Annotated in this window: 9 protein-coding genes and 1 pseudogene; 4 read left to right on the top strand and 6 right to left on the bottom strand. The window is 71.7% G+C overall.

What is annotated here, in order from left to right; translation table 11 throughout:
* A pseudogene (locus ACIRBY_RS21225) lies at positions 1-171 on the top strand (lytic transglycosylase domain-containing protein); the annotation flags it as partial.
* Positions 172-245: 74 nt separating this feature from the next.
* On the opposite strand, the gene ACIRBY_RS21220 reads toward ACIRBY_RS21225, so the two are convergent.
* From ACIRBY_RS21220 to ACIRBY_RS21205, 4 genes are read right to left on the bottom strand one after another with little or no spacing between them, the layout of a single operon-like run.
* Complete coding sequence (locus ACIRBY_RS21220) at positions 246-839, bottom strand: exonuclease (RefSeq protein ID WP_403902359.1); 594 nt, start codon at positions 837-839, stop codon at positions 246-248.
* A gap of 13 nt (positions 840-852) precedes the next feature.
* Positions 853-1,143, bottom strand: coding sequence for a hypothetical protein (locus ACIRBY_RS21215; RefSeq protein ID WP_403902357.1), 291 nt, complete (start codon positions 1,141-1,143; stop codon positions 853-855).
* A gap of 9 nt (positions 1,144-1,152) precedes the next feature.
* On the bottom strand, positions 1,153-2,616 hold the full coding sequence (locus ACIRBY_RS21210; protein ID WP_403902356.1) for a hypothetical protein: 1,464 nt from the start codon (positions 2,614-2,616) through the stop codon (positions 1,153-1,155).
* Complete coding sequence (locus tag ACIRBY_RS21205) at positions 2,609-5,416, bottom strand: ATP-binding protein (RefSeq protein ID WP_403902355.1); 2,808 nt, start codon at positions 5,414-5,416, stop codon at positions 2,609-2,611. The genes ACIRBY_RS21210 and ACIRBY_RS21205 overlap by 8 nt, the downstream gene beginning before the upstream one ends.
* A 774-nt stretch (positions 5,417-6,190) precedes the next feature.
* Between ACIRBY_RS21205 and ACIRBY_RS21200 the strand changes: the two genes are divergently transcribed.
* Together ACIRBY_RS21200 and ACIRBY_RS21195 are read left to right on the top strand one after the other, a co-directional pair.
* Positions 6,191-7,195, top strand: a complete 1,005-nt coding sequence (locus ACIRBY_RS21200; RefSeq protein WP_403902353.1) for a M48 family metalloprotease — start codon at positions 6,191-6,193, stop codon at positions 7,193-7,195.
* Positions 7,192-9,072 carry a hypothetical protein gene (locus ACIRBY_RS21195; RefSeq protein WP_403902352.1) on the top strand — a complete coding sequence of 627 codons (1,881 nt, stop codon included), beginning with the start codon at positions 7,192-7,194 and terminating at the stop codon, positions 9,070-9,072. The genes ACIRBY_RS21200 and ACIRBY_RS21195 overlap by 4 nt, the downstream gene beginning before the upstream one ends.
* Before the next feature lie 109 nt (positions 9,073-9,181).
* Here the strand turns inward: ACIRBY_RS21195 and ACIRBY_RS21190 are convergent, their stop codons facing one another.
* A complete protein-coding gene (locus ACIRBY_RS21190) occupies positions 9,182-10,351 on the bottom strand; it encodes a steroid 3-ketoacyl-CoA thiolase (protein WP_403902350.1) in 1,170 nt (389 codons plus the stop codon).
* 266 nt (positions 10,352-10,617) lie between these two features.
* Here ACIRBY_RS21190 and ACIRBY_RS21185 point away from each other — a divergent pair, with 266 nt between their 5' ends.
* Positions 10,618-11,868, top strand: a complete 1,251-nt coding sequence (locus tag ACIRBY_RS21185) for a cytochrome P450 (protein WP_403902348.1) — start codon at positions 10,618-10,620, stop codon at positions 11,866-11,868.
* A 189-nt stretch (positions 11,869-12,057) separates the two neighbouring features.
* Here ACIRBY_RS21185 and ACIRBY_RS21180 read toward each other — a convergent pair whose 3' ends face one another.
* Positions 12,058-12,615, bottom strand: a complete 558-nt coding sequence (locus ACIRBY_RS21180) for a PaaI family thioesterase (protein ID WP_403902346.1) — start codon at positions 12,613-12,615, stop codon at positions 12,058-12,060.
* Positions 12,616-12,700 lie beyond the last annotated feature (85 nt).

The raw sequence follows: 12,700 nt of genomic DNA, 5'->3' as shown, positions 1-12,700 counted from the left end.
GGCGCCTACGGCCTGGTCCAGGCCCTGCCGGCGTCGAAGATGTCGACCGCGGGCTCGGACTGGAAGACCAACCCGGCCACCCAGATCAAGTGGGGGCTGGACTACATGAACGAGCGCTACGGCAGCCCGGTCGGCGCCTGGAACTTCTGGCAGGCCAACCACTGGTACTAAGCCACCAGGCGCAAACGAAGAGCCGCTCCCCCGGAGACCCCGGGCGAGCGGCTCTCCGCGTTGCGCTCGACCCCTCATGCCCGGCGGCCGTCCCAGCGCATCAGGTTCTGGAACAGCTCGCCCTGCTCGATCGCGTCGTCGAGGGCGTTGTGCGTGTGGGGGCGGTCCGACAGGAGGTGGCCCGGCATCGACCGCTTCGTGGACTCACCGATCCGCACGTCGGCCTTGGCGGCGTAGAGCGACTTCAGGTCCATGCAGCGCGAATGCCCGAAGGGCGAGCCGCCGTCGGCGAACCGCATGAAGTACCAGTAGATCCACATCCAGTCGTAACCCAGCGGGTACGCCACGAACACCGGTGTGGCCCCGAGCTCTTCGGCCACGGCCGCGATCCAGTCGGCCGCGGCGTTCATGGCCTCGGCGGGCTCCCGCCCCTCCCGCGCCAGCCGCTCCCGGTCCAACCCGCTGACGGCCAGGGCCTCTCGGTCGTAGCCGTCACTGATCGGCTTCAGCTCGGCGTAGAACGTCCGCTCGGCGGGATCGACGGCCCGGAACCCGTCCCCGTCCCGCACCCCGGCGACCGCCAGCCCGAAACTCGACATCGAAAACGGCCCGGGCACCGCCCCGTCGGCCTCGACGTCGGCGGACACGTAGAACTCTGCTCTTGCCACGCTTCTCGATTCCTCAGTCTTCCGGCAGGGCGGGCTGCTTCTCACTTCCTCCGAACAGGAAGTCGTAGAGATCCCGCAGGTATACGTGGAGAGCGTCATCGGTCTCGAACTCGATGGACGTGACCGATTCCCACTCATCGGCCGTGAGTGGCTTTTCATCCAGGACGGCAAGCAGCCCCAGTCGGACCCCTTCCGTCCACTCCGGCTTGAAGTGCTTCAACGCCTCACGGGTCGCCCGCATGTCGTCGTAGACCACCTCCCGGTCCAGATAGACACTGGCGAAACGGCGAAGCTCTTCATTCATTTCGGACTCCTAGGGATGTCTCATGGGTGCAGGGTTCGGATACATCGTATGCAGCCGCCATTCTCCGTCGTGGGGCTGGTAGACAGGCTTGATGAACCCACCTTCGAAGTCCACCTTGAGGGCGGTGTCCGGATCGGACGGATCGAGGTAGTAGCCATTGCAGCGCTCGTGGCCGTCCTTGCCCAGGACGTCCTCGATGGGTACGCGGTCGGGCGGCATTCCGTTGTCTGCGATGTATTGACGGCAGTACTCGTCCACGGTTACCAAGTCCTCCGGATTCTCGAACTTGGTGGCATAGGGTCCGCACCGGTGCACCCCACCGTGAACTCCGTCCACGGTGCTGTTCGTCAGCGGATCCTTCTGGTCCTCCAACTTCATGTGGCCTGCGTACTGCGAGGCAGGGCCATACAGTTTGGGCGACCCATCTTCCATGATCGGCTTCCCGAGACGGTCCTTCAGCTGATCCTCGCTCACCTCCAGATGTCGCCCCGGAGCGTGCCCTTCGCCGCCTTTTCGGTCGTCCAGCTCATCGATCCGCTGTTTGACGAATTCCGGATCGTAGCCCTCAGCGGATTCCACCTCTTCCGCGGTTTCATCCTCATTGCCGTCGGGCACTCCGTCATCATCCGACTCGTCCGGTTCCGACGGCTCCGCCGTTGAGTCGAGGCCCTCCGACCCCGCAGGCCGGACGTCCTCGCTGACGACAGCGTCAGCGGTGTCCTCGGTGACCTCCTGCTCGTCGAGCTCCCCCGGCTCGGTGCTGTCGTCGGCCGCCTCATCGGGAGACTCTGCGTCGCGCGCCTGCTTGTGGGCCGGCTCGGGCGCCTTCCGGGATGCCTCATCCGGCTCATCGGCACCGAGTGACGCGGTGTACTCGACCGAGTAGGGCACGGAGTCGCGGTAGGGCTTGAGTTCCAGCTCCAGCTCGGGGTGGTCGTCGTCCGGCTTCTCCGGGGCGCCGGGACCCTCATGCGCTTCCGGCTCCTCGGGCTCGGCCGGGTCGTCGCTCTCGTCATCGCCGTCGGCTGCTGATGCCTCGGGCTCCGCCGGCTCGTCGGACTCCTCGGGCGTCTCCGGCTCGGCCGGATCGGCATCGTCACCGTCAGCCGCCGACCCCTCAGGCTCCGCCGACTCGTCATCACCCTCCGGCATCTCCGGCTCGGCCGGATCGGCATCGTCACCGTCGGCCGCCGACGCCTCGGGCTCCGCCGGCTCGTCGGACTCCTCGGGGTCATCCGGCAGGGCTTCATCGGGGCGTTCCCGGTCGGCCTCGCCCTTCAGGTCGTCGGCCTCGTGCCCGTCGTCCGGCTCCTGCGGTTCGCCCGTGTCGTCCGGGGCCGAGCGGGTGGGGGATTCGGCCCGTGCCGTTTCGGGGGCCTCCCGCGGTTCGCCGACGGGTTCCCGGGCGTCCGGCACCGGGTCGGGTGTCGGGGCGTCCGGCTTGGAGGTGTCCGTCGTCGTCAGCTCACTCATTTCGCATCCCCGTTGACGGTGAAGGCGCCACCGGCTTGCGCACCCTGCGCGCGAAGACGGTGAGCGCCTTGGCGAAGCCCGCGGACCAGCCGTCCGAGGGGTCCGCGCAGCCGACGATCTTCTCCAGTACGGACGGCGCGTGGCGCCCGTGGTAGTACTGCCGCGTCTTCGTCCCCTTCCGGGCCCGCCACTGCGGTTCGGCGACCGGGCAGGGGTCGTCACCGTCGAGCTGCGCCCGCATCATCGCGGCGACGTGCCCGCCCAGCGCGGCCGGCGCGTGCGGGGCGCCCACGCGGCTGTGCACCGCCCGGTCGACGGCCTGGCCGATGGCGCATTCCACCAGCCGCCGGTCCGACTCCCAGTACGGGGCCAGTTCCCGGCGCATCGCCTTGCCCGGCAGCGGCGTCGTCCAGCCCAGCAGGTGGGCCGCCACCGCCATCTCGGCCCAGAGGGTGATCTGCAGCTCGTCCTGTTCCGTCAGGCGCTGCGCGGTGCGCAGTTCCCGGAGCGTGCAGGGAGCCGCCGAACAGTCCCCGCTGCAGGCCACGCTGCGCGGCGCGATCATCGGCGCCGGGGACGCCGGACGGATGGCCGACGCGTCCTCGCGCGCCGTGCCGTCCTCCATGCGCACGAGCAGGGGGTAGTCCATCCCGTCGGTGAAGACCGCGGCCTCGCCGGGCTTGAGGGTGACCAGGTACTCCGACTGCGCCTCGGTGATGTTCATCGTGGCGCCGACGGCCTCGCGGTCGTCCTGGGCCGGGAGGCGGTGGACGACCTTGGCCGCCGTGTTCTTGATGACGTCGGGGACCAGCTTGCTCGGAATCTGGTCGGCGATCACCAAGCCCTCGCCGTAGGCGCGGATCTCGGCCAGCAGTCCCGCGAACATCTCGACGGCGTGGGCGCTCGCCCCGCCCTCCTCGGAACGCCGCAGGAGGCGGTGGGCCTCCTCGAAGACCGTGATGTGGCGCAGGGGAAAGGCGATCCGGCGGGTCGTCCGCTGTTCCATCCGCAGGTATTCGATGAGCCGGATCAGGATGGTTCCCATGAGGAACGCCTTGTCCTTGTCGTCACCGACGTCCTCGATCTCGAAAACGACGTTCCGCTTGAGGAGTTCACCGAAGTCGATGGGGTGGCCGCCCTCCAGGAAACGGCCTGTGGTGCCGAGCCGGAGGCTGGCGAGTCTGATCTTGATGAAGCCCTGGACGTTGTCGGTGATCTCCTTGCCGTAGCCGATCTCCGCGACGATCCGCAGCGCGGTGTGTTCCAGGTCCTCCAGCGTGGGGTAGCGCGGCTCGGTCCCGGCGAACCGCGGCTCGCCGAGGGTGAGGTCCCAGCCCAGGTCCTCGTAGCAGCGGGTCAGGGCGGCGCTCAGCACCTGCGGGAACGGCTCCTGCGGGTCGAAGGAGGCGAGGAAGAGGCCGCGGACCATGTCCAGGTGGGTCTGCAGGGGGAAGCGTTCCCCGTCCGCGAAGACGGAGGGTTCCAGCGGGTTCAGCCCCGCGGGGAGGGCGTCGCGGTCACCGGGCTTGATCACGATGACCTCGTGCTCGTCGCCCAGGCGCGCGGACATGAACCGGTACTCCGCCTTGGCCGGTTCGACGACCAGCCACGGCAGCCGCTCCCGCGCGGCCGCTTCGAGCAGGCCGCGTACGGTCTGGGACTTGCCGCCGCCCGTGGCCCCGCACACGAAGGTGTGCCGGTTGAGCGTGGAGCGGGTGAGGTCCAGGGCGCCCACCGGGCCGCGGTTGCGGTCGAGGATCGTGCCGAGCCGGATCGGGGCGGGGTCGCCGGGCCGCGCGGCCCTGGCCCCGGTCTCCGGGGTCACGTCGAACTCGTGCCGGAGCGCGAACCGTACGCCGGGTATCTCCTGGGCCGGGGGCCGGGCCAGGGCCGCCAGCAGCTCGGAGCTGCCGAGGAAGGGCGAGTGGGCGGGCCCCGCCGGGGTGTCCGCGAGTCCGGCCGTGACCACCGTCGGGAAGTCGCCCGCCTGCCCGGTCGGCTTGAGCGCGTAGGGAAGCCCTTCGAGATCGGCCGAGGCGCAGACCAGGGCGGCCACCCGCTGGGCTTCTTCGGGGGTCCGGCCGCCGGTCAGGAGGCGTATGCGCCACAGGCCCGTGGCCGAGGCCTTCGCCAGCTCCTTGTGCCGGCGCTCCAGCCGGGAGACTTCGAGGGCGTACTCGGGCGAGCCCGCCGCCTTGGGCTGGGCCCTGCGCTGCCGGTCCGCCGCCTCGTCGACGAGCTCTTCGAGCTCCTCCGGCGGCACCGGGTCGGCCAGCAACAGCCAGGCGAAGGCCTCCTGCCAGACGCCGAGCAGGCACTCCTCCAGGCTGGGGCGCAGCCGGGACGCCGCCTGTTCCCGGGGCGCGTCGTCGACCAGCAGCCCGTCGGCCACTCCCGCGACGGAGGTCCAATGGGGGAACCGCGCCAGGGAGCCGATGACCGCGCCCGGCGCGTACCTGCGCGCCCGGGCCCCGGCCGGGAGGCGGAGCAGGGTCGCTCCCGGGTCGGCGGGGTCGTCACCGCCGACCAGCGCGGAGCCGCCCAGGAACACGTCGAGGGGATGGGACGCCGACGGGCGCGACCAGCCGAGGAGGATGCCGCCCCGGCCCGGGTCGGCGGGGTGGTGGGCGTGGAAGGCGGAGACGAGGGCGGCGAAGCGGTGCGCGCGCAGCTCGTCCTCGGGGACGGACGGCCGGGAGGCGTCGGGCCTCTGCCGCGGCACCTCCGCCAGCGCGTAGGTGGGCATGCCGTGGAGCCGGTGCCATGCCTCGCCGGCGGTTTCGCGCAACGTGGTGGGCACAACCTCGCCATTCTGTCGATCGAACTCGTCGTCAGCATCCTAGAGTCGGTCAATCCCCACCCCAACCCGATCAGGAACACGGCGTGTTGACCGAAAGCGAATTGGACGTCAGGACCCGCGTGATGCAGCATGACCCGACTACAGGTCGATGAATGACTCTCCGCTTCGAGGGTCCCGCAGCAGGTCGGTCCACCGGACCGTCCCGTGCACCGCCTGCCGGGAGCATTTGGCCAACTGTCTTGATTTCAGCGCCATGTGTAGCGCCAGGTATCCATAGGGCGGACTTCCGTGAACCAACCGATCGATCCCAGACAACCCCATTTCCCGCAGGGCGACGGTGAATTCACCGCGCCGAGCCCGCCTCAGGCCGGGCAGCAGCAGCCGGGCCAGGCGGCTGCGCAGGGCGATCCCCGCGTCCCCGGGCAGGGCCACCCCTACGCTCCGGCCCCGCCGGCAGCGGCACCGGGCCACCCGGCCCCGCCTCCCGCCCAGGCGCCGGACTTCCCCATCGCTCCCCCCGCCCAGGCACCGGGGTACCCCGCCGCACCCCCCGCCCAGCCCCCGGGCCACCCCGCGCCTCCTCCCGCCCAGCCCGCCGGCCCGCCCCCGCATCCGTACGCGGCAGCCGCGCCGACGCCGCCGGCCCACGCCACCGGCGCCTTCGGGACACCGCCGCACTCCGCGGGGTTCCAGGCCTCCGGCAACCCGTCGGCTCCGCCGCAGGGTCAGGTGCCCGGCTCCTCCACCGCCCCGGGCACGCCTCCCCCGCCGCCCGTGCCGCCGACCCTGGCGAAGCCGGAGCCCGTTGCGGCGCCCGCGTACCCGCCGGCCGCCTACGACCCGGCGCAGCCCGCCGCGTACGACCCGGGCGCGCCGCCGCCCATCCGTCGCGGGGCGGACGCCTCGTCCATCACCACGCTGCTGCTCAACCTCCCCCTGTTCGTGGGCAGCTTCGTGGTCATCTGGCTGCTCTCCCAGCTGCTCCCCGCCGGGCTGGACATCGTCTTCGTCATCGCCTGGCTCGGGTCGGGCGCGCTGATGTTCCACCGGCCGACCGAGCGGGCCCTGGCCCGCCTGATGTTCAAGGTCCGCGAACCCACGGCGGCCGAACTGGCCCGGCTCCGGCCGATCTGGGACGAGGTCACCGCCCGTGCCGGCATCGACGGCTCGCGCTACGACCTGTGGGTCGAGGACAGCGAGCACATCAACGCCTTCGCCGCCGCGGGCCACATCGTCAGCGTGACGCGCACGTCCCTGAACGGTCTTCCGGAGGAACGGCTCGCGGCCGTCCTCGCCCACGAGCTGGGGCACCACGTCGGCGGTCACGCCTGGTCGGGCCTGCTCGGCATCTGGTACGCCTTCCCGGCCCGGTTCGTCATGGGCATCGTGAAGTTCATCATGCGGGGAATCCTCTTCGTGGTGGCCGAGGGCTCGTCCTGCTTCGGGGGGATCCTCGCCCTGGTCGTCCTCGCCCTCGCCCTCGCCTTCGCCTTCACCTTCCCCCCGGCGCTGGCCCTGTTCGCCGTCCCGATCCTCCTCGCCTGGGCGGGGCGCCGCGGTGAGCTGCGCGCCGACCGGTTCGCCGCGGAGATCGGGTACGGGCCCCAGCTGCACGCCGCGTTCACCGGCATGCAGAACGACGACAGCCGTGTCCAGCAGGGCCTGCTGGTCCGGCTGATGGCCACGCACCCGCCGATGCACCAGCGCATCCGGGGGCTGGACCCGTTCGTCACCGCACCGGACGGACCCGCCGCGCCGACCGGGGGCCTGCCGTCATGACCGTGCAGAACACCGAGGCCTCGACGGCCGACCGATACCTGCGCCTGTTCGAGCCCGGGCAGCGGCTCGGCTGGACCTACCGCGATCCCGAGTCGCTGCGCAGCCCCTTTCTCGAACCCGAGCCCGAGCGCCCGCCCGGGCCCGTGGCGTTCCAGAACCGGGCGCAGGCCGCGCGGCTGAGGCACGAGGACCGCAAGGGGTCCACCGTCAAGATCGGTGGCGGGATATCACTGCTGCTCCTGCTCCTGACGGCGGTCGGCGGCGCCCTCATGGCGGTCCTGGCCGTGATCGCGGCGGGGGCGACCACGGCTCTGGTCCTCTCCGCCGGACGGTCGGCCGCGCAGGCCGACGCCCAGCTGGAGTCCAAGACCACGGAGCTGGAGAAGCACTTCCAGTACACCTGGCAGTCCTGGCACCAGCGCGGCCTCCAGCACACCGCGGCCCAGGACCAGTGGATCAACGGCCTCGACGCCTGGGGCGCGGTGCCCGCGGGGCCGGGGACGCGGCGGCTGGACGTCTTCGGCGGCAGCCAGCGCAGCCGGGAGGGGTTCCTCACCGTCTTCGGTACGTCGACCCTCCAGCAGCAGCCGCTGATCGTGGTCGACCTGACCCAGGCCCTCATCTGCGAGGAGCTGTGCGCGGTGGCCGGCCTCGCCGGTGTCCCGGTGGACGTGCAGCTGCTGCCGAGCCGCATCGCCGAGAGCGGCATCGCCAGCGGGCTCACCCCGCAGGAGCTGGTCGACAGCCTGGTGGAGGCGGTGTACGCCGAGGACTCCGAGTCCAACCGGGCCGCGCGGGCCCTCGACACCCGTATCCTCCAGCAGTTGTGCGCGGTCCTGGGGGCGGAGGTGACCCCGGCCCGGCTGGGCGCGGGCCTGCGGGCCCTGATGGGGGAGATCGACGACACCGAGGCCCTCACCCGGGCGGAGCGCAACCGCATCGCGGACGACCTGCTGGGCGACAAGAACAAGGACCAGATGCGGGACAGCCTGCTGCGTCTGGCGGCCTTCCTGGAACCGCTGGAGCGCCTGGGTGCGGGGCGCGGCGGGCGCGGCCCCGGCTATCTCACCTGCATCGCACTGGACTTCACCGTCGGATCGGCGAGCACCGAGCTGCTCGGCGACCTGGCGGTGCAGAGCGTGACCCGGCGCCTGGCCTCCTTCCCGGAGGCGGCCCCGTCGGTGGTCCTCGCGCTCGGCGAACGCGGTCTCCCGCGGCGTTACCTGGAGCAGCTGGCCGCCGTGTGCGAGCGCCGCGGTGCACAGCTCACCGTCCTGCACCCGCACCTGCGCGAGGGGGCGGAGGAGGTGATCGGGAGCGGCACGGTCGGCTTCATGAGGCTGGGCAACCACCAGGAGGCCGGGATCGCGGCGGACTTCCTGGGCCGCCACCACTCCTTCGTCCTGCACTCGCTGACCGACACCGAGGGGACGACCGTCAGCACTTCCGTGGCCACGACCGTCGGGTCCTCGGTGAGCAAGGGCACCACGTACAGCGAGTCGGTGACCCGGGGGTCGAACTGGGGCACCTCCGACACCTACCAGGGCGGCTTCAACCCGTTCCCCGCGAGCAGCTCCAGCAGCTCCGGCGGCAACTACAGCAAGACCACCGGCACGTCGACCAGTACGACGTACACGACGAACGAGTCCACCACGCACACGACCAGTGAAGGTACGAGCAGCAGCCTCGCCCGCGGTGAGCAGCGCGTCTACGAGTACGCGGTCGAGCCGACCCAGCTCCAGGCGCTGGCCGAGTTCAGCCTCCTGCTCGTGGAGCGGAGGCCGGACGGATCCGTGACGGTCCACCCGGCGGACTGCAACCCGAACGTGGTCCTGCTCGACCGGGTGAGCACCCGGCCGCTGCCGTACACGGTGTAGCGGCGCGGGGCATACGAGGGCCCCGGTGGCCGGCCTCCCCAGGTCCGGCCGCCGGGGCCCTCGCATCCCATCCCACGGGTTCGGTGGGCGCCCTCGGGGCGCGGTGCGCTCAGAGGCGCTGGATGATCGTGCCGGTCGCCAGCGCGCCTCCCGCGCACATGGTGATCAGGGCGAACTCCTTGTCGCGCCGCTCCAGCTCGTGCAGCGCGGTGGTGATCAGCCGGGCGCCGGTGGCGCCGACCGGGTGGCCGAGGGCGATGGCTCCGCCGTTGACGTTGACCTTCTCCAGGTCCTGGCCGAAGACCCGGGCCCAGCTGAGGACGACGGACGCGAAGGCCTCGTTGATCTCGACGAGGTCGATGTCCTTGAGGGACATCCCGGCCTTGCCCAGCACGGCCCGCGTCGCGTCGATGGGCCCGTCCAGGTGGTAGTGCGGGTCGGCGCCGACCAGGGCCTGGGCGACGATGCGGGCGCGCGGCCTGAGCTTGAGCGCGCGGGCCATCTTGCGGGAGGCCCACATGACGGCGGCGGCGCCGTCGGATATCTGGGAGGAGTTGCCGGCGGTGTGCACGGCCGTCGGCATGACCGGCTTGAGCCGGGCCAGGGCCTCCATGCTGGTGTCGCGCAGGCCCTCGTCCCGGTCGACCAGCCGCCACATGCCCTGGCCGGCGGCCTGTTCCTCCTCCGTCGTCGGGACCTGGACGGCGAAGGTCTCGCGCTTGAAGCGCTCCTCGGCCCAGGCGGCGGCGGCCCGCTCCTGCGAGAGCACGCCGAGCCGGTCGACGTCCTCGCGGGTCAGGCCGCGGTGGCGGGCGATCCGCTCGGCCGCCTCGAACTGGTTGGGAAGGTCGACGTTCCACTCGTCCGGGAAGGGCTTGCCCGGGCCGTGCTTGGAGCCGGATCCGAGCGGGACGCGGCTCATGGCCTCGACGCCGCAGGCGATGCCGATGTCGATGACCCCGCCGGAGACCATGTTGGCGACCATGTGGTTGGCCTGCTGGGAGCTGCCGCACTGGCAGTCGACGGTGGTGGCGGCCGTCTCGTACGGGAGTCCCATGGCGAGCCAGGCGTTGCGGGCGGGGTTCATGGACTGCTCGCCGGCGTGGGTGACGGTGCCGCCGACGATCTGTTCGACGCAGTCCGGCTGGATTCCGGTACGGGCCAGGAGTTCGCGGTAGGTCTCGCCGAGCAGATAGGCGGGATGGAGGTTGGCCAGGGAGCCCCCGCGCTTCCCGATGGGCGTGCGTACGGCTTCGACGATGACGGGTTCCGCGGCCATGAGCTCGTCCTCTCCTGCACACTCTGCACAGCGCCGGCACGGCAGGCCGTCCCGGCGGCCGCCACGCTCGAACTAGTACGCGTTCTAGTTCTCCACCGCAGTCTTATGACCAGGACCCCCGCCACGCAAGGGTCTTGCACGTGCCCTCCACGGATTCCACACGCAACCGCCGGTGCGGAAGCCCTTGTCACTTCTGGAACTCGTTACTACCTTCAAGCCAACACCTGATGGGCCGTCAGATCTTCGTCGGACTTTGGAGTCGCCCGATGTCCTGTCCCGCGCTGCCCGAGGGCTTCGACGCCACCGACCCCGACCTCCTCCTGGAACGGGTGCCGCTGCCGGAGTTCGCGCGGCTCCGGCAGACCGCACCCGTGTGGTGGTGCGCGCAGCCGCGCGGCGTCACCGGGTTCGACGACGAGGGCTACTGGGCCGTGACCCGGCACGCGGACGTCAAGTACGTCTCCACGCACCCGGAGCTGTTCTCCTCCACCACCAACACGGCGATCATCCGCTTCAACGCGCACGTCCAGCGCGAGCAGATCGAGGCACAGCGGCTCATCATGCTGAACATGGACCCGCCGGAGCACACCCGCGTCCGGCAGATCGTGCAGCGCGGGTTCACCCCGCGCGCCATCCGCGGCCTGGAGCAGGCCCTGCGCGACCGGGCGCGGAAGATCGTCGAGGAGGCGCGGGCGGCGGCCGGCGACGGCAGCTTCGACTTCGTGACCCGGGTCGCCTGCGAACTGCCCCTCCAGGCCATCGCCGAGCTGATCGGCGTACCCCAGCGGGACCGGGCCAGGATCTTCGACTGGTCGAACAAGATGGTCGCGTACGACGACCCGGAGTACGCCATCACCGAGGAGGTCGGCGCCAACGCGGCCGTGGAGCTCATCGGGTACGCGATGAACCTGGCCGCCGAGCGCAAGGAGTGCCCGGCCAGGGACATCGTCACGCAGCTGGTGGCGGCGGAGGGCGAGGGCAACCTGCGCTCCGACGAGTTCGGCTTCTTCGTCCTGCTGCTGGCGGTCGCGGGCAACGAGACCACCCGCAACGCCATCAGCCACGGCATGCACGCCTTCCTCACCCACCCCGACCAGTGGGAGCTGTACAAGGCGACCCGGCCGTCGACGGCGGCGGAGGAGATCGTGCGCTGGGCCACGCCGGTGGTCTCCTTCCAGCGCACCGCCACCCGGGACACCGAGCTGGGCGGGCAGAAGATCAAGGCCGGCGACCGGGTGGGGATGTTCTACTCCTCGGCCAACCACGACCCCGAGGTGTTCGAGGACCCGGAGGTCTTCGACATCACCCGCGACCCCAACCCGCACCTCGGCTTCGGCGGCGGCGGCCCGCACTTCTGCCTCGGCAAGTCGCTGGCCGTCATGGAGATCGACCTGATCTTCAACGCCCTGGCCGACACCCTGCCCGACCTGCGGCCCGCCCCCGGATCCGCCGGGCCGCGGCGGCTGCGGGCGGCCTGGCTCAACGGCATCAAGGAGCTACGGGTCAGCGCCGGTTGACCCGTGACCGGGACGGCAGGGGCCGTCATCACCCACGCCCCGGCCCCTGCCGTCCGTGCGGCGGCCCCGGCCGGCGGGCCGCCCGAGTGGCGGAACGCCGGGGGCTGACCGATCCTTGCAGGACGCGGCGATCCACCGGAGGGGCGCCGGGGACCGTGTGCCCCGGCGCCCCTCCGGCCTGCGGGCCCGTCAGGTGGGGCGCAGGACCGCGCAGGTCGTCGTCGCGTGGGCGTAGAGCTTGCCGTCGTGGGTGCCGGTGATGCGGGCCTCGGCGGTGGCGGTGGTGCGCCCGACGTGCAGGGCGGTGCCCTCGCAGCGCAGGGCGGGGGTGTCCGCGAGCACCGGGCGGATCATGTGGACGCCCAACTGGACGGTGGTGTACGTGGTGCCCGCCGGGAGCCGGGTCATCACGGCCGAGCCGAGCGCGGAGTCCAGCAGCGTGGCGAGGAAGCCTCCGTGGACCGTGCCCATGGGGTTGAGCAGGTGGTCGCCGGGATCGCCCTCGAAGACGGCGCGGCCCTCGCCGACCTCGGTGAGGCGGAAGCCCAGGGTGCTCGTCATCGAGGCGGCGGGCAGGGTCCCCTCCAGGGCCGCCCGGAGGATCTCCAGGCCGCTCATCTCCGCGAGCCCCGGGACGGACGCCGGCCGGGGCTCCCAGGTGTGGGTGCGGGTGCGGAGGGGGGCGGCCGGGGCGGACGCCGCCGTGCCGGGGCCGGCGGCCGGGGCGGTGGTCTCGTACGTGGTCATGCCATCGACCCTAGGCACGGTCCGGCGGGGGCGGGAGTGACGGATCCGGCACCTTCCGGCTCGATTCCGACACGACCCGCCGGGG

This window comes from Streptomyces sp. NPDC096136 (assembly GCF_044763325.1).
Classification (GTDB): Bacteria; Actinomycetota; Actinomycetes; order Streptomycetales; family Streptomycetaceae; genus Streptomyces.
The sequence above is the reverse complement of the archived record's forward strand: the minus strand, read 5'-3'. Positions and strand labels throughout refer to the sequence as shown.